We start from the raw sequence: 21,856 nt of genomic DNA, 5'->3' as shown, positions 1-21,856 counted from the left end.
ATCATTTGTTGATTTGGTCTATTTTAACCCTCATTTTGTGATTTACTGTTTGTTTTTTGAATATGGTGGGAGTCATTCCTGTTACTTTTTTAAACTGTCCGGAAAGGTGGGCAACACTACTATAACCTAATTTATAGGATATTTCTTTTAAAGAAAGTTCCTGGTAGCATAATAGCTCCTTTACTTTTTCAATCTTCTGTAGAATTATATACTGTTCTATCGTTATTCCAACAGTTGTGGAAAAAAGTCTGCTTAAATAATTATAATCATAGTGTACATTTTCCATAAGATGTTTCGACCATTGAATATTCTCATTATAACATTCACTGTGGTGAATTTCCTGGATTATTAACTTTTTGATATTCTCAATTAACTGGCTTGTTTTGTCATTAATAAATTCAAAACCCGTTTTTTCTAACTCTATTTGAATAGTTGATATTTGGTCTTGAGTCAAAGGTTGTTCAAGATAAACTTCACCTAGATTGATATTGATAGGTTCAAAACCTGCGTCTGTAAATATTTGATTGACAGATGAAATACATCTGGCACACACCATGTTTTTTATATGATAAGATTCACCCATTTTACTACTTTAATAATGATTTACTAACCCTTAACTGGGTATAATTACAATTTACTAATTGTAAATTACTATCATTTTCAAAGAGAAATCTTGACTTTACATGCCAAAGCTTTGACAGTTTGTGCCAATTATATTGGCTATGGAGAATTACAAAACCCCACAGATGTAAACCATCTTTTCGATCTTAAAACAAAAAAGTGAAAATAGAGAAGCAAGTGGATAGCGCGCTGGCGCGACGCTATTCATTAATTTTCCTGCGGAAAAGCATGTATAAAAGGGATTTTCTAAAATAGCTTTCTGAATGAAACTTTTTGCTTTCTAACGAAAAAAGCAGTCCAGGTCAATAAACTCGGTTGATTTTTCAAGAAAAAATTGAGCTAGAAGTTAAGTAGAACTCTATTTACCTCGCTCAGCAGATTAGTTAAGGTAAGTTTTGGGGCGTATTGAATTCGCTATTAAGTTTTAAATCTTAATACATGCTCATATTTCTTAAAGAAAAGTTCAATTTCAAGGTGTTTGCAAAAAGCTTGCAAAAAAATAGGTCTCGGAAAGCAGAATGCTCCGAGACCCTGTAAAAATTTGTGATCGCGCCAGGATTCGAACCTGGGACCGTCTGCTTAGAAGGCAGATGCTCTATCCAGCTGAGCTACGCGACCAATATTTTATTTTTAACTCGAACCTGCGACCGTCCCGCCGAGGGCGGGATGCTCTATCCAGCTGAGCTACGCGACCGATCCAAAATTTCGGCAAAACTAAGAAAACTTGACAGAATATGACACATGCCAATCCAAATTTAAATCTGTCTTTAGTTTGCAAACAGGTTTAAGAGGCAACTCAGCAATCTCATTATAATTTTTGCTCTTTAATCTCCTCCACCACTTCAGGATTCAGCAGCGTACTGATATCGCCCAGGTCTTCTGCATCCCCTGAGGCAATTTTCCGGAGGATTCGTCTCATAATTTTCCCGGATCGCGTTTTCGGCAGCCCGGGCACAAACTGGATTTTATCCAGTTTGGCAATGGGTCCAATCTGTTCGGTAATCTGCTGGTTGATCTCCTTGCGAAGGTTATCCCTATCCCGGCCCTCCCCGGTTTCCTTGAGGATCACAAAGCCGTAAAGGGCATTTCCTTTGATATCGTGGGGAAAGCCAACAATAGCCGATTCCGCCACGGCCGGATGCTCATTGATGGAGTCCTCAATAGGAGCCGTTCCGAGGTTGTGGCCGGAAACGATAATCACATCATCCACCCTGCCCGTAATCCGGTAATACCCCACTGCATCCCTCAGGGCCCCGTCCCCCGTAAAATACTTGTTCTCAAAGGCTGAAAAATAAGTGTCCTTATACCGTTGGTGATTTCCCCAGATAGTCCTGGCCATGGAAGGCCATGGGAACTTGATACACAACCTCCCGGAAACCTGGTTCCCTCTGATTTCCTGTCCGTTTTCGTCCATCAGGGCCGGTTGAATACCAATAAAGGGAAGGGTGGCATAGGTGGGCGTGGTTGGGGTCACAAAGGGGATGGGACTGATCATAATCCCGCCTGTTTCGGTCTGCCACCAGGTATCCACAATCGGGCTCTTCTTTTTCCCGATATTATTGTTATACCAGTGCCAGGCCTCTTCGTTGATAGGCTCCCCTACTGTCCCCAGCACTTTCAGGGAGGAAAGGTCGTACTCTTCAACATACTCCAGGTTTTCTTTGGCCAGTGCCCGGATAGCGGTGGGGGCTGTATAAAACTGATTGACCTTATGTTTCTGGACCACCTCCCAGAAACGGCCGAAATCCGGATAGGAAGGTACCCCTTCAAACATCACGGTGGTCGCCCCATTGGCAAGCGGGCCGTAAACAATGTAGGAATGCCCGGTTATCCAGCCAATATCTGCAGTGCACCAGTAAATATCATTTTCCCGGTACTGGAAAATATTTTTAAAGGTATAGGCGGTATAAACCATATAACCCCCCGAACTGTGCACCATTCCCTTGGGCTTTCCGGTAGATCCCGAGGTATAAAGGATAAACAGCGGGTCTTCTGCATCCATAATTTCCGCCTCACAGGCCACACCAGCCTGCTCCAGCAAAGGATCCAGCCACTGGTCCCTTTTTGCCTTCATCCGGACTTCACCCCCCGTTCGCTTCACCACCAGCACCTTTTCCACACAGGGGGAATCCTCCAGGGCAGCATCTACAATACTTTTTAGGTCAAGGATTTTATTACCCCTGAAGGAGCCGTCCGAAGTAATGACCATTTTACATTCCGCATCATTGATACGGGTAGACAATGCCGCAGCAGAGAATCCGGCAAAAACCACAGAATGTATGGCTCCGATCCGGGCGCAGGCCAGGAGGGAAACTGCCAATTCAGGGATCATCGGAAGATAAATACAAACCCGATCTCCTTTCCCGACGCCCTGCTCCTTCAGCACGTTTGCCATCCGGCACACCTGCTCATGCAATTCGAGATAGGAAATATGCTTTGGTTTTTCAGCAGGATCATTGGGTTCAAATAGGATAGCCGTTTTATCGCCCCGGGTAGTCAGGTGCCGGTCCAGGCAATTTTCCGTAATATTCAGCCGGGCACCTTCAAACCAGGAAACTTCCGGCTTACTGAAATCCCATCGCAGTACCTTGTCCCACTTTTTACGCCATATAAAATGCTCTTCGGCAATTTCCTCCCAGAAACTTTCGGGATCCCGTACAGATTTACGATACACCTGGAAATATTCCTCCAGATGTTTGATATGGTAATTACTCATTTCAGTAGTTTAAATATTTTAGTCAGGGTTGACTGCCCCGAATGCAGGCTTTTAAAGGTAATAAAAGATAGCCAAAATTGTCATTTCGCCAGTGGCGGAGATGGATTGTCAAAGTCGTGATCCGGGATGCGGATTTCCTCCACCATTTGTTGTATCTCTTCGGGGGGTGGACTGCTAAAAGCATTTACAATCAATGCTACGGCAAAATTAAACAGCATGGCTACCGAACCAAAACCTTCCGGCGAAATACCAAACCACCATTGGCTCTCCAGAGCCCCGGCAAACTCTTGTCCGCCGTCAAAAACCCCGAATTTAAACTTCAGGATATAGTAGCTCATCAGGCTCACCCCGGAAACCATTCCGGCAATGGCCCCTTTACTACTCATTTTTTTATAGAAAATCCCCAGCAGTATGGCCGGAAAGAAGGAGGCAGCAGCCAACCCGAAGGCCAGGGCCACTACCGCCGCAACAAACCCCGGTGGGTTAATCCCGAAATAACCAGCAACCACTACCGCAAAAGTAGCGGCCAGGCGGGCTACCCATAATTCCTGCTTCTCGGTAATATCCGGACGAAAAACACTTTTGATCAGATCATGCGAAATGGAAGAAGAAATAACCAGCAAAAGCCCGGCTGCCGTAGACAGGGCTGCAGCCAGACCCCCCGCCGCTACCAGGGCAACTACCCAGGCAGGTAGCCGGGCGATTTCCGGGTTGGCCAGCACCATTATATCGCGGTCTACATACAATTCATTGCGGTCGCCGTCTGCCAGGTACTGAATTTTCCCATCCCGGTTCTTATCTTCAAATTGCAGCAGGCCTGTATTTTCCCAATTCGTAAACCAGTCTGGCATTTGGTCATAAGGCTGTTCACTGACGGTCCGGATCAGGTTGGTTTTTGCAAAAACCGCCACAGCCGGGGCGGTAGTATAGAGGATGGCAATAAAAAGCAGGGCAAGCCCGGCAGATTTTCGGGCATCCCGGACGCGTTTGACGGTGAAAAAACGGATAATCACATGCGGAAGGCCGGCCGTTCCGGCCATAAGCGCCAGTGTAATCGCAAAAACATCCGTCATCGATTTGCTGCCATCGGTATAGGCAGAAAAGCCCAATTCTTCTGAAAGCCCGTCCAGCTTCTCCAATAAAAATGTTCCGGACCCGTCATTCAGTGTTCCTCCCATCCCAAGTTGCGGAATGAAGTGCCCGGTCATCTGTATGGAAATAAAAATGGCAGGCACCATGAAGGCAAAAATCAGGACACAGTATTGCGCTACCTGGGTATAAGTGATGCCCTTCATCCCACCCAGGACTGCATAAAAAAGTACAATTACCATCCCGATGATCACACCCAGAGTGATATCTACCTCAAGAAAGCGGGAAAAAACCACCCCTACGCCCCGCATCTGCCCGGCTACATAGGTAAAAGATACCATTAGTGCGCAGATCACGGCCACAATCCGCGCGGTTTTGGAATAGTACCGTCCCCCGATAAAATCAGGGACCGTAAATTTTCCGAATTTTCGCAGGTAGGGTGCCAGAAGCAGTGCCAACAGCACATAGCCCCCTGTCCAGCCCATCAGGTAAACAGAGCCGTCATAACCCGCAAAAGCAATAATCCCGGCCATCGAAATAAATGAGGCCGCAGACATCCAGTCGGCCGCTGTGGCCATGCCGTTTGCAAAAGGGGAAACCCCTCCCCCTGCAACATAAAAATCTTTAGTGGAGGCCGCCCTGGACCAGATGGCGATCCCAATGTAGAGCAGGAAGGTTATCCCGACTAAAATATAAGTCCAGGTTTGTACACTCACGAGCCGGGATTATGTGATTCAGATTCCGGGGGATTAAACCCATAGCGGGTATCCAAACGGTTCATCAGAAGGATGTAAACAAAAATGAGGAGTACAAAAATGTAAATAGCGCCTTGTTGGGCAAACCAAAACCCCAGCTTAAAGCCGCCCAGGGTAAATTGGTTAAGCCAATCCTTAAAAAGGATTCCTGCGCCATAGGAGCACAGAAACCATATCGCCAGAAGGATTCCGACAATCTTCAGGTTTGCCTTCCAGTAAGCCCTGGCTTTTTTATGTCCTACTTCCATGGGAGCGATCTGCTGGTCCATAAAAATAGGGAATTCAATGGTTCATACAAGAAGGAAACCTTATTTGTCTCTAATGATCCAAATCAGTTCGGGGAATTTTAAAAATGAAGAACTTCGTCCTGAGGTTGATAATTTATTCATATCAGAACAAAACAATGAACATGCCCGTCATTTTTAAACATGGTTCCAAATTAAATCGCTGGGTCCAGGCTTACAGCCTTGAAGAGTTGTTTTCAAAGGCGCTGGACAGCATGAACCGGCTTTTGCACCCTGATTTATGCGAGCAAAAGAGGCATTCCGATTGCTGCCTGAGGGTACAATTGAGGGCTGAAAACAGCCAGGGGCTGCTCGAGGATTTTCTCTCTGAGGTACTCGCCCAAACCTATATCCAAAGGGCCGTTTTCTGTTATGTCATTTTTGATGAACTGGACGCCGAAACGCTTATTGCCCATATTTACGGAAGGTGGTACCAAAACCTTGAAACAGAGGTGTACTCCGTTAAATGCAAATCCACTCAAAGAGCTGCAGGAACAGAACAATACCAGGCAGGTCTGGTATTTGAAGTCTAGGATAAGCTGGTTTGCTGTATCTTTCTGTTACAGAAAAAGCGTAATCAATGGCAGAACCCCGCAAGAAAAAATCTGTAAGATATGCCCTTGCAGAAGATCAGCCCTTCCTTGAGGGCCCCCGAAACCGTTTGCATGAACTTTGGTTCACCTTTAAGGTGCAGTACCATTTTATCAGGGCTTTTCGAAAATTGCACTTTATCGGACCCTGTGTAACGGTATTCGGCTCTGCCCGTTTTAAAGAGGACAACCCCTATTACCAACAGGCTGTGGAAGTGGGCAAGGCCCTCACAGAAATTGGTTTTACGGTAATGACCGGGGGCGGTCCCGGAATTATGGAGGCTGCCAACAGGGGAGCCTTTGAAAATAATGGCCTCTCTGTCGGATGCAACATCATCCTGCCAAAAGAGCAAAATCCCAATCCCTATTTACATAAATGGATCAACATCCCCTATTTCTTCATCCGTAAATTCATATTGCTAAAGTATTCCTATGCCTTTGTGGTCATGCCCGGGGGAATGGGTACCCTGGATGAACTCTTTGAATCCCTGACGCTTATCCAGACTCAAATGATTCAGAATTTCCCCGTGATCCTTTTTGGAAAGGAGTACCACCGGGAATTATACGAGCATTTGCATTTGATGGCGGCCAATGGAACCATTTCCAAATCCGATCTGGACCTGTTATTTCTTACAGACTCTGTATCTGAGATGCAAGAACATCTCGAAAAATGCGCTGTGGAAAAATTCGGACTGATTCGTAAACCGCGCAAGTCTTACTGGTTTCTGGGAGAGCCGAAAATTAACAGACCCTAGCATCCTTTTAAAGCTTTTCAGCCATTTTGCTCCAGATGATCCCAGGCCAGGGCTGCAGGCCCCAGGACCGCTTCCGCGCTGCTATAAGAAGATAATAAAACCTTTATCTTACCCCTATATACTGGAAAGAGGGAGGCTTCCAGGCTTCTTTTCACCGGGTCCAGTAAAAGAGCTCCTGCCTTGCTAAGCCCTCCCGAAATAATAAAAGCTTCCGGATCCAGATGCGCGGCAGTATCTGCCATTTTCAATCCTAGAATAGTGCCTGTATAAGTGAATGCTTCCTGCGCAATAGCATCGCCATTCAATGCTGCTTCTGAAATGATTTTTCCATCTAAATCCTCAAAGGCGTACGATTTAAGGACGGAATCCGCATTATCCCGTGCGAGTAACTCAAAAACGGTTCGCTTTATTCCGGTTACGGAAGCATAGGTTTCCAGGCAACCTTTAAGGCCGCAGTTACATTGCCTTCCTTTCGGATAAACATTGATGTGGCCGATTTCGCCCGCCATTTCATTATGGCCAGTGAGCAGCTGGCCATGGCTGATTATACCGCTTCCAAGCCCAGTACCCAGGGTTAGCATCACAAAATCGTGCATTCCCCTGGCAGCCCCAAACCGCCTTTCCCCCAGAGCTGCTGCATTGGCATCATTGGTTAAAAAAACAGGCAAATCCCACAGTGATGCAATAGTGGCGAGCAGCGGAACCCTGGAACCCCACTTAAAATTAGGGGGGTTGATCATGGCACCTTCCCGCCTGCTGGCATTAGGGGCCCCCACCCCTATGGCAAGGGGCGGATTTTCGGCTGTTATTTCCCTGTATAGCTGCAGATGATCAGACAAGCGTTTTTCAAATAACGAATAGGGATCATTTGCCTGAGATTTAAGCACCTTCACTTCCCGGATAGCCCCCTTTGAGCTAACCAGTCCCATTTTAACAAAAGTACCCCCGATGTCTATAGCCAATACCTCAGGATTACGCGCTGTGTCTGCTTTTTTCTGCATTATTCAATAGTGTAAGAGTAGAAATGCTGCATTTGAAGGCTACTCTGTGTATGAATTTTAAAGTTAGGACAAGTTCCGGATAGCGATTATGATTTCGATCATCCTTTCAATGGTCCGCTGCAGCCCTTCCCGATCGGAAAGGGACAGGGGATTTTCGCCTCAGCGCTATTTAGGGCTGTGGCTGACCCATATCATTACGTATGAGCAGTTGTCTTTATTCCTTTGTAAAACAGCCCCTTTACGGGATAACAATTATTCATATGACAACCGATACAACTACTAGAGAGATACTGATTCCATTGAAAAATGGTTCACTGCCCGGTATACTTGAGGTGCCTGAAAAAACCATAGGGCTTATTATCTTCTCCCACGGGAGTGGCAGTAGCCGGAAGAGTCCGCGCAATACGTATGTTGCCAGGCTGATGCATACCCGTAAGATGGCGACTTTGCTTTTTGATTTGCTTACGGAAAGGGAAGACCTGCAAATCAATAATCGTTTTGATATTGAATTGCTTACCCAAAGGCTGCTTATCGCGACAAACTGGATTCGGGACTACCTTTCCGAACCCAGACTCCCAATTGGATATTTCGGGGCGAGTACAGGGGCTGCCTCGGCCTTAAAAGCTGCTGCCTATTATCGGGAAAAAATAGCTGCGGTAGTGTCAAGAGGGGGTCGTCCCGACCTGGCATTCTCCGATTTACCCCAGGTTACCGCCCCTACTCTTTTGATTGTGGGAGGTCTGGACAGGCAGGTGCTGGCATTAAACAGAAGAGCCCTGAGAGAATTAAACCCAAAAAGCAAACTGGAACTGGTCCCCGAGGCTACGCATTTATTTTCAGAGCCGGGTAAACTGGAGCAGGCAGCAAGGCTATCTGCGAAATGGTTTGAAACACACTTTACAGAATCGCCGTATGAGTTTTAAAAACAGAACAGAGGCGGGCCGGCTTCTGGCCGAGAAACTCATTCATCTAAAGGGAAAGAGTGCCGTGGTGCTGGCCATTCCCAGGGGAGGCCTTCCTGTGGCAGCACCCGTCGCCAGGGCCCTTGAAATCCCCATAGATGTTGTCCTGTCCAAGAAAATCGGACACCCTTTCAATAAAGAATACGCCATTGGTGCGGTAAGTCTGGAGCAGCTGATCATTACGAACCCGGAGGGCATCAGCGATTCCTATATAGAAGAGCAGGCAAAAGAAATCCGCGAATTACTGCGGGAAAGAGAAAGGCGATACCACCAGAAAAACAGGGCTATTGACTTAAAAGATAAGGTCGTTATTGTAGTTGATGACGGGGTGGCCACAGGAAATACACTCAAACTTACCCTGAAAGTTATCCAGGCTCAAAAGCCGGTAAAAATAGTGCTGGCCATTCCTGTTGCGCCCCCTGAGGCGTTTCATATGTTAAAGAACCTGCCAGAGGTTTCTGAGATCATTTGCCTGCATGTTCCCCACTTTTTCAGGGCAGTCGGACAATTTTATGAGGATTTCAGGCCGGTTACAGATCAAGAGGCTATAGAAATCCTGGAAAGCATCCCTGGAAAAAGTGAAATGTCCTAATTTTTTCTTTGTTTTCCCGACCATTCATTGATGTTGATCCGGTATACCACGGGAAGGCCTTCGCTGTTGGCACGGCTGGAAAAATCCTTTATAAACCTGGGTTCGGAGGCATCGGCGTCTTTTAGAATATTCCGGACCCCCTCAGCAAACCTGTGCAGATACTGTTTTGCATCTATCTGATGTAACTCTTCATAAGTGCCGTGTACCAGTACAGACCGCCATTCATTTACCGAATCCAGTTCATAAACCCCGAGGGCGACCTGAGGATTTTCCCTCAGCGCAGCGATTTTATGGCCTTCCATGGAGTAACTTACGATGCAGTTCTCCTCCCGGCAATAGAAGTAGGTAACCGGGAGCACATAAGGCATGCTGTGCGCTATAAATGCCAGGGATCCTATGCAATTATTAACCAGCACATCAATGAGCTGATCTTCAGTTAACTCCAGGATCAAATCATCCGATAATTCTGCCTTGCCTTTCATAAGTAAACATATTAGTTCCGCTCTAAGGTAGTTGGAAGTAGGGGTAATTTATATGACATTCATCAGTAGAAGAAGATCCTCCCAAACTGACGCAGGTCATTTCAGGAGGCCAAACAGTATAGTATATTTGAAACGCTGTACTCAGGCTATTTCCTGTTACGGCATCAGAAAGCAATGTTTCGCAGGGGATATTGTTTTCAGGACGGTTTGAGATTGGGGGATTTCCGTTTATAAAGCCCTGGTTTACTACTAAAGGGCATTACAAATCGAAAATCAACAAGTTCAGACGGTTCAGGAAGAGACCGGGTCGCCTCACTGATCCGGTCTCTTTAATTATATATGGGTATAACAGTAACCATGCATGCCAAGGGCCGGTCTATCGGACTCCCGGCTTAGTGGGGATTCCACCCTCGCACATCCTCCATTTCAATCTCCACGAACCAGACCTTGTGGCTCCTGGGTAAAAGCGTGCCCGATTCTGTGGTCAGCCAATCATCCCAGCTCGCTTCAATTCCGCCGATCGGAAGGATTCCAACCCACATTTTAAAGGCACGGGGCAGGCCGTTTTCATCCAGCAGCCATAGATAGGAGTCCCCGGGAGTACTCCCGCCTGAGGTATAGGTAACCAGCAAGCCCTCCTCCCCGTTTTCCAACCGGACCAGCCGCCTTTCAGTGCCCGGGTCAAATACTTTGTGGGGGGCTACCAGCCAGAAGGAATCATTGTTGAAATAATCTGTTGCCTTCTCAATCAATTGGGTCCGTTCTGACCCTTCCTGTAGTTCTCCTTCAACATAAACTTCGCTTAGCCCGGGCTGGTTTAAATGCAGCAGCACTTTGTTACCTTCCCATGCTACGGTAACCGTTCCCTGCTTTTTGTCCCAGCGGTAGTGGTGTATACCTGAAAAAGTCCATTCCAAAAAGCGGGTATTCCTGTAGGCTTCATGGTTCACGGCTATAAGCATTCTCTTGGCGAGGGCATCTGCTTTTGGGGATTGTTCGCCTTCGGGAAGTTGTTCGTTAAAACTAAGGTAGGCAGCCAGCGAAAGCAAAAGGATCGCAAATGCTGTCCACCCAATTATTTTTAGTAATTTTTGAAACACAGGTTATGGTTTATGGGGTCCAAATATATGTAAATACGATTTCCCGGCGGAAGGGACTTTGAAAGGGAAGCTGTGTTAAAGTTATTTTAAGAAGTACGAATATTTACCCTTTTAAGAGTAACTTTATTAGAAATGAAAGTATTACTATTAGTTTTAAATAGGCTTACTATGAATAAATTCATTCCTTCAGGCATATTGGTTTTATTCAATTTTTTATTGTTTACATCCCTGATCACTGCCCAGCAGGCGGGGCCAAATCCTTTAGAACTGGATCAATTGTTTGAAGCGGATATTTATGAAGACCTGCAGCAGAACGAACTGGACTCACTGATTACCTGGCAGGAACACATACTGGTTCACCTGGACAAACCCGTCTGTAACCCCGGAGACCCCTTATTCTTTAAGGCATATACCCTTACCGGCCCAAACCGCGTCCGGGCTACCCTGAGCAAGGTGCTCAAAATGGAATTACTTAATTCCGATAATCAAATAGTGTCTACCCAATACCATAAAATAGAGGACGGCATGGCCTCCGGGACCTTTGAAGTGCCACGTAAGCTGAAGGAAGGCAAGTATACCCTGCGCGCTTATACCCGTTGGTTAGAAAACTACGGGGCTGAATTTTACTTTAACACCTCGATATTGCTGGGAGATTCCGGGACGAATCTTCCAAAAGAATCCGAATCCTCAGCCATTACCGTGGAGTTTTATCCGGAAGGGGGCAATTTGGTGAGCGGCTTTGAAAACCGACTTTTCCTCAAAGTCAACAGTGCCCATGGCGGCGCAGCAGATTTCAGCGGGGAGATTGTCTCTGAAACAGGGAAAGTCATCCCGGTTTCCAATTTCAGAAACGGAATCCTTTCCACCATCTTTACCCCGGAAGTATCCGATGCCTATACGCTCAGAACAACTGACGGCAGCAGCTTTTCCTTGCCGGAAATCAAAGAGGCCGGATTCCTATTACAGGCCAATAACCTGGATCCGAAGATTCTCCGTGTAAGGGTTTTAGGAAACATGAAAGGGGCCAAAGAATCCCTGAGGGTAAAGGGGATTATGAACGGCATAACTTACTTCGAACAGGAACTGCAATCAGAGGGCCAAAGAAATGAATTGGATATTTCGAAAGAATCGTTCCCAACGGGGACCTTACAGATTGTTCTGGTAAATGGTCAAAATGAAGTCCTGGCGAGCCGGCCGGCTTTAATCGAGAACCCCAGGCAACTGAATGTCTCCATCGTCCCACTGACAAAAACAAATGAAAACAGGAACAGTACCTTTAAAATTTCCGTGAGGGATGCTACAGGCAAGCCCGTCCAGACCGGCCTGTCGCTCAGCGCGACCAATTATTCAGAGACTTCGGATGGCACAGTATTTCATGCGGGCACTAGCTTCAATCAGGAAATAGATTTCCTCCAAATTAGCAATATGACTCCCGATAGAAGGGGGCGGTTTATCCGAGATCTGGAGCTTCTGACATCAGAATGGAAGAATTCAAAACATATCTCTGCAGACCAACAGATCAGGTATCCTTTTCAAAAGGGGCTGGACCTTTTTGGCTACGCCTATGATTTAAATAATAAGCTTTTGAAAAACACGAAAATTCAAATGCTAACTACCCAAAGCGACGAAATCATCCTAAGGGAATTCGAAACCGATGGTTCGGGCTTGCTAAAAATAGAAGGGCTGGACTTGAGCGGAGAGACCGAACTCATCTTCCGAACGGAAGGGGAATCTACCCAAACACGCCTGGTGAAAGTAAGGCCTATCCAGAGACAATACGATCAGAACGCAACTACCCAAAGGGTTGTCATTAAAAATGATCAAAAAACAAATGCCATTACCGAATCTTCACCTTTTGTAGGTGCAGACGATGATAAACTTGTGAATCTGGAAGAGGTAGAAGTTCGGGATAAAAAAATGAATCGGAAACGTCCGATCGAGCCTCAATATGGCCTTGAGGCTTCGGGAAAACGTTCGGTGGTTCAAAATATCGAGCGCCCTAAATTCATCTGGCAATTGCTGTCAGAGCTACCCGGGGTGGTTGTCTCAGGAAATCCGGCGGCCCCAAGGGTATCATTGGTGAGTACGGGCAGCGGTACGAGTGCCCGGCGTGACACGAATTTTATGACTGGCGCATTGGATGATCCCGGCCCGCTTTGGGTAATCGATGGATTTATAGTAGGAAAATCTCCAATTTTTGACCCCACCTGGGGCTTAACTTTCTGGGATATCGATCGCATAGAAAAGTTGCTTCCTGCAGAAGCCAGTATGTACGGCAGCCGCGCTACAGAAGGAGTTTTTATGATCTATACCCGAAACGGTTCCGAATTTGAGTTTACCAACCGGAAAGACGGCCGGCTGCTGTTTCAGGGTTATCATCAATCTGAAGGTTTTGGATCCTATACCCAAGAATTGAATAAAAAGCCCCGAAGATACGAAGGACGCCCGGCCACCCTTTTCTGGAACCCGGACCTTCAAACTGACGCCAATGGAGAGGCCATCGTAGAAATCGAGTCTCCCATAGCCGTTGGACAATTGGAAATAAAGGTCAGCACGGTCACTGAAACCGGGGCTATTGGCAGCGCCCGGATGGTTTACAAGCCTTAATCCGGAAATCCGGGATTTACAAGGATGTTTGTTGATCCCCTTCTCGCTGTCCGGCCTGTTGTTTTTTAAGGGCCATTAAAATATTCGGGTCAAAGCGCACGCCGTCTGCGTGCATATCGGCTAAAGGCAGCTGGCTGCGATGGTCAATTTTCTTTTTCATTCTATTTTAATTTTAAGCCTTATTTATATCGCTATTCCCTAAATATATACTTTTTGTTTAATTTTTATTATAGAACGTTAAACATTTTATAAATGCCTTCAAATCTTTCGTGCCCTGCCTGCTTTTTAGTATTCTAAGAGGTGTAAGAAAACAATTCGGATCGATCAATCTATCATCGATCTCCTTCTAATTGAAAAAAAGAAATAATTATATGAAATCAGAACACCGTATCACGATCAGAAAGATCGCTTCCATAACACATGATGTGCTTCAATTTACGACTGATAAGCCTGAAGGATACTCCTTTACACCCGGACAGGCCACTATGATGGCCATTGACAGGGAAGGCCTGAGAGAAGAGAAAAGGCCGTTTACTTTTACCTGCCTGCCAGAAGATGCCGAATTGGAATTCACCATCAAAATTTATCCCACCCATGATGGAGTTACCGATGAACTCACAACAGTGAAGGTGGGTGATTCCCTGCTCATAGAAAATGCCTGGGGAGCCATCAACTACAAAGGCCCTGGAACATTTATTGCAGGAGGAGCGGGGATAACACCCTTTATCGCCATTCTGAAAGACCTGAACCGCAAAGGCAAAATGGACGGGAACCGTCTGTTATTTGCGAACAAGACCTCAGACGATATTATCCTTCACAAAAATTTGAAGAGCTGGCTGGGCGATAACTATGTCAACATACTTTCGGAAGAGGATACGGGCTCAGAAGAAAAAGGACACATCAACCGCGAACTTCTTGAAAAATACGAGCTGAATACTTCAGACTACGTTTACCTTTGCGGCCCGCCGGCCATGGAAGAAGCCGTAACCGCGGATTTGTATGCCATGGGACTGAGTGAGGCACATTTAGTCAAAGAGGAATAAGTCCATAAAACTGCCTTGCCTGGAAACCTCAGTTGCCCCGGAAAAAATTAATCCCATATAAATCTTATTAATCAAAAGACGTGATGAAGAATATCCTGTATTGCCTATTACTGGCACTTATTTTACTTAGTTGTAAAAACCAGAAAACCCCAACCGGAGAAATCCCGGCCAACCAGTCTTACGCCACTGAGGTGGATTTTGACCGGACGGTAATGGAAATCCTGGACCAAAGCCCTGAATACAATAGTTTCCTGAAGTTAGTAAACGCAGCCTCCTATTTTGACGAGATAAAGGAAATGAATAATGTAATGGTCTTTGTCCCGACAGATAAGGCCTTTGGACCCGGCCTTGAAATGATCAATGAACTCAGCAAACCTGAAAATCTGTCCAGGCTGACTGAAATAATTAAATACCACTTTGTGCAGTCTGAACTGGATGCAGATAACTTATACAGCTTCCTTAGTATTGAAGGGGAACCCCTTCAGCTCCAGACTTTAAATGGTGGTTTTTTAGCTATCAGCCTCGAAAATGGAAAATTGAAGATTTTAGATGAAAAAACCGGCATTTCCTATATTGGTGAGAGCAGCATCCGTGGATCCAATGGAATTGTTTTCACCATAGACCGTGTGATGCGTCCCAACCTCAACATTTCGGCAAAATCAATTGCAGAAGTAACTGATATCTAAGAAAGGGAATAGATTGGATAGAAAGCACCAAAAAGCTTAAAATGCCCCGCTTAAAAATGCAGGGAGCGAAACTAATTATAATTACCCTAAACTAATTAAGTTTAAACCATGAACGGAATTTCAAGTGACAAAAGACTATTGAAAGTTTACTTTAACTCCATGGACCTCAATGACAGGGAGGCCAGAACCTACTTGTCTTCCATTCAAAAACGCGTTTTATTTGTGGACCTAACTAAAAATTCACTTACGCAGCGGCAGTGGGCAGAAATTTTGGATGACCTGGAATTACACCCCAGTAAGATTGTGGACCACAATCATGAACTCCTTCAAGACAAAAATGGAAAAAAGGTAGAGCTATCCCTGGAAGACTGGCTGGATGTTCTGGTCAAATCGCCGCAGATTATAATGGGTACCATCATAATTGAAGGAGATAAGTGCATGTATTTTAAATCTCCCAAGGACTTGATAGAATTTGTTGCTGCAAGGCCGGAGAGCCAGAATAATACTCGCGAATAGAGAGAAATGGGATTTGGTGGTTGGAACTTGGGATTTGGGATTTGGGATTTGGGATTTGGGATATTCAGGATTGTACTTCAAAATACCTGCCTATTCTTATGTACTTGTTAAATAACTATATACCTCAGACGTAACCGAATAAACTCCGCATCCACCTTTCCACCCTTTATTTTTCCTATCCCTTATCCCGGACATCAGATTACTGGACTTATCGATATACAGAACCAACCCAGTAGTTTTTTATTAATGGAAAAGATGCCCTGCAAGTGACTCACATCATTTGAACTCACCCCAATACCAATTAACTTGGATTCAGTTTATTTAGTTAAGTGAATTATTAAAATTAAATGCTAACGCGAGGTCTTTTGTAAAGCATTTCTGGTGATTTTGTGGTCTTGGCAGATCCGTTTAATCCAATTTGGATGACCTGTTTGAAGACCAGGTTCGGGACACTGTTCTGTTCGAAGATTGTATTGGGAATGGCAAGGCCATAACCCCAACCAAGAACAGGTTTGAGAACGATGATGGTTTAGAAATTGAAAAGGAAATAAAGGCATAAATCCTAAATAAATGCCATGGAATATTCTGCAACCTTCCACCCTAAAGGAGTTTTGACTATCCTAATATTCCTTTCTCTGTCTTTGACAATTACCTGTTGCCGTTCCACAGGTAACGACACGAGTATTGCCTTAGACCAGGCGGAGGAGCCAGAGTGGGAAGATTCCATTCGATCACCAGAAAATATAATCGTTTCAAACGATGTCCCCATTGCCGACTATTTCCAGTTTATAGACTCCATTGTGCGTGAATATAAGGATACAACCCCCTACCCGCTGACAGAACATATCCTTGTCCGTTACAATTCCTGGATCATTGACACCCTTTCCCATACCGACTATTACTATATGATGGACCGGGATTCCTTTGTCTTCGACCAAAGAAAAATGACTGTTTTGCCCAAAGGAAGCCTCCTGAAATTACCGGATTCCGCAACTTCCCGGAAATTACTTGAAGATTTCAGTAATAGTTGGATCGATATAAACATCCCCGAATTCAAGCTCAGGCTTTTTAGGGATTCCATTGTAATCCATTCGTTTCCCATTCGAGTTGGACAAAATCGCAGTCGTTACCTGGTTATGGACCAAAGGGTCACCGATCTGCGCACCCAAACGGGAATAGGTCGTATTGTCGCCCATGTCAAGAATCCTGACTTTTATAATCCGGTGGATGGGAAACGCTTTTATTCAACAAAACGGGATGATGGTCGCGTGACCCTGATGCCACAAATACCCTGGATCGAAACAGAGATCAATGGTATCAGGAACGGACAGATGATACATCCCACCACGAATCCGAAAACTTTGGGAAAGGCCTATTCAAATGGCTGTATCGGTGTAAGAGAGGGAGATTCCTGGACCATTTATTACAATGCACCCATAGGTACCAAGGTCCGGATCCGATATGATTTGAACCTTATCGAAAATGGTAAAGACACTTTGCATCTGAAGGATATTTATGGTTACTCCAGTAGTCAATCAAAGCCTTCCCTTTAACCCTTGACCTAAACAAAGATATTTTTGGGAATAAATTATTCCGTAACCAGTAGTCAGGTCAAAAATTCTTAGATCTGCATAGACAGTTATCTGTTTGGTATTTGGAATTTGGTGCTTGGCTCTGGTGGAGCGCTTTTAGTGAGGGGCCAGGCGGTGCGCTGGCCAGGATTACGCCGCATTTAATGCGTAATCTTGTTTGTTGGTGAGAGAACCGGAACCGTTAAATGGCACCGAAGGCGGTTGCTTTTATAATTCAAGATAAACCTAATCCTCTATTATAATTATTCTTTTGGGGTTTGGGATTTGGCGCTTAGTCCCGATAACTATCGGGATCAGGATTACGCCTGCGGCGTGATCCTGTTAGGGGGGAGACTGAAAAAAAAACCCTTACTTCTGCCAGTAGGCAAGTTTATCCTTTTTCTAAAAAGAAATTTGGTATTTGGAACTCACAGGATTACGCCTGCGGCGTGATCCTGAGGTGGGGGTAACTGAAACAAACCCTCACTTCTGCCAGCAGGCAAATTTATCCTTTGTCTAAAAAGAAATTTGGTATTTGGAATTTGGAACTCACAGGATTACGCCTGCGGCGTGATCCTGTGTGGGGGGGGTAACTGAAACAAACCCTTACTTCTGCCAGCAGGCAGAAGTCGGTTTTTCATTCCTTCCGCCATCCTGAAGCCGGCTTCGATGGCTCCAGGAATGAAAAAACCCCGACGACAAAGTCGTCAGGGTTTGTTTCGTCGGGGTGGCAGGATTCGAACCTGCGGCCTCCTGCTCCCAAAGCAGGCGCGATAACCGGGCTACGCTACACCCCGAAAAGCAGCTAGTGCTGCAAATTCCAACCCCGATTGCTATCGGGGCAAATCCCAAATTCCATGGAGTATGGGATTATTTTATATCTCGGCGGGAATTAATCGCCGAAGCCCTTTTTAAGGGTCTATGGCGGAGAGACTGGGACTCGAACCCAGGCGACGGTTACCCGTCGACAGATTAGCAATCTGCTCCGTTACCACTCCGGCACCTCTCCAATTTCTTGCAAAGAACGTCCCCATTTTTCCGTGGGGCAATTGCGGATGCAAATGTAGTTTTTCAGAATCAGGGAAGCAACTTTTTATAAGTTTTTTTAATCCTTAAAAAAGCTACCTCTTGCCTTAGGTAACTTATTCCGGATATTCCACCCTGAGATGGTAAATATTTGTGAGGCGTTGCTTGAGTACTTTCTTCACCGTCTCAATTTCCTTAAAGGTGATATTGGCGTTGAGGAATTGCCCGCCCTGCATCTGCCCTCCAATGATCTTATCCACAAAATCATTGATGATGTTAAAGGTGGGGTTGACCAGGCTTTTGGAAGCCGCCTCCACAGAGTCCGCCATCATCAGGATGGCCGTTTCCTTTGAAAATGGGATGGGCCCGGGGTAACGGAACTGATTTTCATCCACATTTTCACCGTCTGCTTCTTTGGCTTTCTTATAGAAATAATACACCCGGGTAGTTCCGTGGTGAGTACGGATAAAATCGATTACCCGGTCCGGCAGGTTGTTCTTGCGGGCCATTTCAATTCCCTCGATCACGTGCTTTATGATGATTTCGGCACTGGAATAAGGATCCAGGTCGTCATGCGGGTTTACATTGGTAGTTTGGTTTTCTGTAAAATAGGTGGGGTTATTCATCTTCCCGATATCGTGGTAAAGGGCCCCTACCCTAACCAGCATGGCATTCGCCCCAATTTCATTGGCCGCCGCCTCGGCAAGATTGGCTACCTGCAGCGAATGGTTGAAAGTACCCGGGGCCTTGTTTGACATTTCCTTGAGCAGGCGGGAGTTTGTATCGGAAAGTTCCAGCAGGGAAACATCCGAAACCATCCCGAACATCTTTTCATAAATATAAATGAGGGGCTGGGCGAACAGGGTAATCATACCATTGAGCAGGAAAAAGCCGAAATTAACCCAGATCACATTTTCCAGATTCCCCTCGTGTATGATATGAAAGGCGAAATAGCCCACTATATAGATCAGGGTGATCTGCCCCACCGAGATAAAAAGGTTGGCCCTCTTGTACAATTCCGACACGGTGAGAATAGTCACAATCCCCGCAATGATCTGCAAAAAGATATATTCGAAACTGTTGGGAACCACAAAGCCAAGGATGAGCACGGTAAGCACGTGTACAAAGAGCCCCAGGCGGGCGTCAAAGAAAGTTTTGAGGATCAGGGGTAAAATACAAAGCGGTACTACAAAAACCAGGGCCTCATTATACTTAACCACCAGGGTTGTAACAAAGACCATCAACAGTATGTTGAAAAAGATAAAGGTGACCCGCACATTATTGCGATAGACCTCCGGCCGGTAGCGTTTCAGGAAAAGGAGCAGCATCATCAGTACCAGCGCCACCAGGATGGTGTACCCGGACAAGATAAAATAATAGTTCCCGGCGGCCCAGAGTTCAGATTCGTATTCGGACTTCAGGGATTCCAGGATCTTCAGGTTTTCTGCTTCTACCACCTCCCCTTTGGCGATAATCAGTTTCCCTTCATCCACACTCCCGCGGGTAAGGGAAATGCCGGCCTGTTCGTTTTCGAGTTCAATAGCCGAAAGACGCTCATCACGGCTAACATTGGGCATTACAATCTGGAAAAATAATTTCTGAAAGGATTCCGTAAGGGCTTCGGTCCCGGTCTTACGGGCAAAGTACCTCACTCTTCCATCCAGATCGTTGAGGCGGTTGATTTCCGAGAAAAAGATCCGCCGGGCCTCAGTATCTTTTACCAGAAATACTTCTTTGGTATCCGGGACCGTACTTCCCCTCCAGAATCCGGTCTTATATAAACTGTCCAGAATCTGGCTTCCGGCTTCCCGTATCCGGTTCAATTGCCTGCTGGAATAGTTCTCCCTGGAGAAGTATTCCCCAAAGCGATTGTCATAGGCTTCCCGGACCGCAGCTGCAATTTCAGTGTCATAGCGGTAATAGGGAATCTGATTTTCCTCTATGATTTGCCGTTCCGCCTTTAGTTCCTCGGGTGTTTTTTTAATCGAAAAATCAAATGGAGCATACAGGTTTTCGTATTGCCAGGGTTTCCCTTTCTGAAATTCATATTTGAATTTCCCTCCCCTGGGGAAGAAGAAAACAATACAGCCAATGGTGATAAAGTAAAGAACATACTTGTATATCACCGATTGGTATCTGTAAAGCGTATCCAGTGTCTTTGGCATAAGATATCCGTATGGGGTAAAAATAGAAAAAACCCATGGGTTACAACGGGTTTTGCCTTTTTAAAGTAAAGGGATACAGTATTAATTTAGTAATTTCGCAACAACCAAAACTGATAAAATGAAAGAGGTTGTTATTGTTTCAGCAGTACGTACCCCTATAGGTAGTTTTATGGGGGCATTGTCTACCGTTCCCGCCCCGAAACTGGGTGCCGTTGCTCTTAAAGGGGCCCTTGAAAAAATTGGATTGGATCCCTCAAGTGTAGAGGAAGTGCTGATGGGGCACGTGGTGCAGGCCGGCGCTGGTCAGGCCCCTGCCCGGCAGGCAGCCATTTATGCCGGAATCCCCGATACGGTTCCCTGCACTACCGTAAATAAAGTATGTGCGTCCGGAATGAAAGCAGTAATGCAGGCGGCTCAGGCAATTGCCCTGGGAGATCGCTCCATTGTTGTAGCCGGGGGCATGGAAAACATGAGCCTGATACCTCATTATGTACACATGCGCAATGGCCAGAAATTTGGTCCGGTAAACATGGAGGACGGGATGCAGAAAGATGGCCTGGTTGATGTATATGACCAGCAGGCCATGGGCGTGTGTGCAGATGCCTGTGCAGAGAAGTACAGCTTTAGCAGGGAAGAGCAGGATGCATATGCCATACAATCCTACAAGCGTTCCGAAGCGGCCTGGGCAGACGGGAAGTTTAAAGAAGAAGTTGTTCCTGTAGCCGTACCACAACGCCGGGGGGAACCGGTTATGGTGATCGAAGACGAAGAATACCGCAATGTTCGTATGGATAAAATTCCGCAATTACGACCCGCCTTTACCAAAACTGGAACCGTTACCGCTGCCAATGCCTCAACCATCAATGACGGCGCTGCTGCTATGGTATTAATGAGTGCTGAAAAAGCAAAAGAACTCGGTCTGGAACCGCTGGCCAGAATCCGCAGTTACGCAGATGCGGCCCAGGAACCTAAATGGTTTACAACTGCTCCGGCCAAAGCCCTTCCCCTTGCACTTGATAAGGCCGGGCTGAGCCTGAATGATATTGATTATTTTGAATTCAATGAGGCCTTCAGCGTGGTAGGGCTGGCAAATATAAAATTACTGGGGCTTACCGATGAGAATGTCAACGTGAACGGAGGGGCCGTTTCCCTTGGGCATCCCCTGGGGTGTTCCGGGGCACGCATCCTGGTAACCCTGATCCATATTCTCCACCAGCAAAATGCCAGTCTGGGAGCAGCGGCAATATGCAATGGAGGTGGAGGGGCTTCGGCCATGGTAGTTGAGCGACCTTAAA

Annotated in this window: 20 protein-coding genes and 3 tRNA genes; 11 read left to right on the top strand and 12 right to left on the bottom strand. The window is 45.9% G+C overall.

The features are described 5' to 3' along the window. Position 1 precedes the first annotated feature (1 nt). The 5 genes from ACT6NV_RS12245 to ACT6NV_RS12225 all read right to left on the bottom strand — a co-directional run bounded on the left by ACT6NV_RS12245 (position 2) and on the right by ACT6NV_RS12225 (position 5,450). The gene (locus ACT6NV_RS12245) at positions 2 to 583 is read right to left on the bottom strand and encodes a helix-turn-helix domain-containing protein (protein ID WP_445384729.1); all 582 of its coding nucleotides are present in this window, start codon (positions 581 to 583) and stop codon (positions 2 to 4) included. Positions 584 to 1,165: 582 nt separating this feature from the next. Beyond that, a tRNA-Arg gene (locus ACT6NV_RS12240) sits at positions 1,166 to 1,239 on the bottom strand. Between the two features lie 190 nt (positions 1,240 to 1,429). Next, positions 1,430 to 3,337 carry an acetate--CoA ligase gene (acs, locus tag ACT6NV_RS12235; RefSeq protein WP_445384728.1) on the bottom strand — a complete coding sequence of 636 codons (1,908 nt, stop codon included), beginning with the start codon at positions 3,335 to 3,337 and terminating at the stop codon, positions 1,430 to 1,432. 80 nt (positions 3,338 to 3,417) lie between these two features. Continuing rightward, entirely contained in the window at positions 3,418 to 5,142 is a 1,725-nt protein-coding gene (locus ACT6NV_RS12230) for a sodium:solute symporter family protein (protein WP_445384727.1), read from the bottom strand. Then, positions 5,139 to 5,450 (bottom strand): DUF4212 domain-containing protein, encoded by a 312-nt coding sequence (locus ACT6NV_RS12225; RefSeq protein ID WP_445384726.1) that lies wholly within the window; start codon positions 5,448 to 5,450, stop codon positions 5,139 to 5,141. Before ACT6NV_RS12225 ends, ACT6NV_RS12230 begins: the two co-directional genes overlap by 4 nt. A gap of 140 nt (positions 5,451 to 5,590) precedes the next feature. Here ACT6NV_RS12225 and ACT6NV_RS12220 point away from each other — a divergent pair, with 140 nt between their 5' ends. Both ACT6NV_RS12220 and ACT6NV_RS12215 read left to right on the top strand, forming a co-directional pair. Further along, positions 5,591 to 5,998 (top strand): archease, encoded by a 408-nt coding sequence (locus ACT6NV_RS12220; protein WP_445384725.1) that lies wholly within the window; start codon positions 5,591 to 5,593, stop codon positions 5,996 to 5,998. Positions 5,999 to 6,045: 47 nt separating this feature from the next. Next, a complete protein-coding gene (locus ACT6NV_RS12215) occupies positions 6,046 to 6,810 on the top strand; it encodes an LOG family protein (protein WP_445384724.1) in 765 nt (254 codons plus the stop codon). Positions 6,811 to 6,827: 17 nt separating this feature from the next. Here the strand turns inward: ACT6NV_RS12215 and ACT6NV_RS12210 are convergent, their stop codons facing one another. Then, a complete protein-coding gene (locus tag ACT6NV_RS12210; RefSeq protein ID WP_445384723.1) occupies positions 6,828 to 7,811 on the bottom strand; it encodes an ROK family protein in 984 nt (327 codons plus the stop codon). A gap of 200 nt (positions 7,812 to 8,011) precedes the next feature. Between ACT6NV_RS12210 and ACT6NV_RS12205 the strand changes: the two genes are divergently transcribed. Continuing rightward, entirely contained in the window at positions 8,012 to 8,734 is a 723-nt protein-coding gene (locus tag ACT6NV_RS12205) for a dienelactone hydrolase family protein (protein ID WP_445384722.1), read from the top strand. After that, positions 8,724 to 9,365 (top strand): phosphoribosyltransferase, encoded by a 642-nt coding sequence (locus ACT6NV_RS12200; RefSeq protein WP_445384721.1) that lies wholly within the window; start codon positions 8,724 to 8,726, stop codon positions 9,363 to 9,365. The genes ACT6NV_RS12205 and ACT6NV_RS12200 overlap by 11 nt, the downstream gene beginning before the upstream one ends. Here ACT6NV_RS12200 and ACT6NV_RS12195 read toward each other — a convergent pair. Both ACT6NV_RS12195 and ACT6NV_RS12190 read right to left on the bottom strand, forming a co-directional pair. Beyond that, the gene (locus ACT6NV_RS12195) at positions 9,362 to 9,847 is read right to left on the bottom strand and encodes a pyridoxamine 5'-phosphate oxidase family protein (RefSeq protein ID WP_445384720.1); all 486 of its coding nucleotides are present in this window, start codon (positions 9,845 to 9,847) and stop codon (positions 9,362 to 9,364) included. The two genes, ACT6NV_RS12200 and ACT6NV_RS12195, sit on opposite strands and share 4 nt — an antisense overlap. 392 nt (positions 9,848 to 10,239) lie before the next feature. After that, a complete protein-coding gene (locus ACT6NV_RS12190) occupies positions 10,240 to 10,947 on the bottom strand; it encodes a hypothetical protein (RefSeq protein WP_445384719.1) in 708 nt (235 codons plus the stop codon). A 168-nt stretch (positions 10,948 to 11,115) separates the two neighbouring features. On the opposite strand from ACT6NV_RS12190, the gene ACT6NV_RS12185 reads away from it, so the two are divergent. Next, on the top strand, positions 11,116 to 13,554 hold the full coding sequence (locus ACT6NV_RS12185; protein ID WP_445384718.1) for a hypothetical protein: 2,439 nt from the start codon (positions 11,116 to 11,118) through the stop codon (positions 13,552 to 13,554). 16 nt (positions 13,555 to 13,570) lie between these two features. Here ACT6NV_RS12185 and ACT6NV_RS12180 read toward each other — a convergent pair whose 3' ends face one another. Continuing rightward, positions 13,571 to 13,714, bottom strand: a complete 144-nt coding sequence (locus tag ACT6NV_RS12180) for a hypothetical protein (RefSeq protein ID WP_445384717.1) — start codon at positions 13,712 to 13,714, stop codon at positions 13,571 to 13,573. Positions 13,715 to 13,925: 211 nt separating this feature from the next. Between ACT6NV_RS12180 and ACT6NV_RS12175 the strand changes: the two genes are divergently transcribed. From ACT6NV_RS12175 to ACT6NV_RS12155, 5 genes are all read left to right on the top strand, one after another. Further along, the gene (locus ACT6NV_RS12175; RefSeq protein WP_445384716.1) at positions 13,926 to 14,597 is read left to right on the top strand and encodes an FAD-binding oxidoreductase; all 672 of its coding nucleotides are present in this window, start codon (positions 13,926 to 13,928) and stop codon (positions 14,595 to 14,597) included. An 83-nt stretch (positions 14,598 to 14,680) separates the two neighbouring features. Beyond that, positions 14,681 to 15,283, top strand: coding sequence for a fasciclin domain-containing protein (locus ACT6NV_RS12170; RefSeq protein ID WP_445384715.1), 603 nt, complete (start codon positions 14,681 to 14,683; stop codon positions 15,281 to 15,283). Between the two features lie 108 nt (positions 15,284 to 15,391). Then, positions 15,392 to 15,799 carry an arsenate reductase family protein gene (locus tag ACT6NV_RS12165; RefSeq protein WP_445384714.1) on the top strand — a complete coding sequence of 136 codons (408 nt, stop codon included), beginning with the start codon at positions 15,392 to 15,394 and terminating at the stop codon, positions 15,797 to 15,799. 418 nt (positions 15,800 to 16,217) lie between these two features. Beyond that, positions 16,218 to 16,358 (top strand): hypothetical protein, encoded by a 141-nt coding sequence (locus ACT6NV_RS12160; protein ID WP_445384713.1) that lies wholly within the window; start codon positions 16,218 to 16,220, stop codon positions 16,356 to 16,358. Positions 16,359 to 16,374: 16 nt separating this feature from the next. After that, positions 16,375 to 17,352 (top strand): L,D-transpeptidase, encoded by a 978-nt coding sequence (locus tag ACT6NV_RS12155; RefSeq protein WP_445384712.1) that lies wholly within the window; start codon positions 16,375 to 16,377, stop codon positions 17,350 to 17,352. 740 nt (positions 17,353 to 18,092) lie between these two features. Here the strand turns inward: ACT6NV_RS12155 and ACT6NV_RS12150 are convergent. From ACT6NV_RS12150 to ACT6NV_RS12140, 3 genes are all read right to left on the bottom strand, one after another. After that, positions 18,093 to 18,167: transfer RNA gene (locus ACT6NV_RS12150), tRNA-Pro, on the bottom strand. A 125-nt stretch (positions 18,168 to 18,292) separates the two neighbouring features. Next, a tRNA-Ser gene (locus ACT6NV_RS12145) sits at positions 18,293 to 18,379 on the bottom strand. A 133-nt stretch (positions 18,380 to 18,512) separates the two neighbouring features. Beyond that, positions 18,513 to 20,561 carry an HD family phosphohydrolase gene (locus ACT6NV_RS12140; RefSeq protein WP_445384711.1) on the bottom strand — a complete coding sequence of 683 codons (2,049 nt, stop codon included), beginning with the start codon at positions 20,559 to 20,561 and terminating at the stop codon, positions 18,513 to 18,515. A 118-nt stretch (positions 20,562 to 20,679) separates the two neighbouring features. Between ACT6NV_RS12140 and ACT6NV_RS12135 the strand changes: the two genes are divergently transcribed. Beyond that, positions 20,680 to 21,855, top strand: coding sequence for an acetyl-CoA C-acyltransferase (locus tag ACT6NV_RS12135; protein WP_445384710.1), 1,176 nt, complete (start codon positions 20,680 to 20,682; stop codon positions 21,853 to 21,855). The last annotated feature ends 1 nt before the right edge of the window (position 21,856 follow it).

It is taken from the genome of Robiginitalea insularis, from assembly GCF_052497835.1.
Note: the sequence above shows the minus strand (reverse complement) of the source record. Positions and strands in the feature narration are given on the sequence as shown.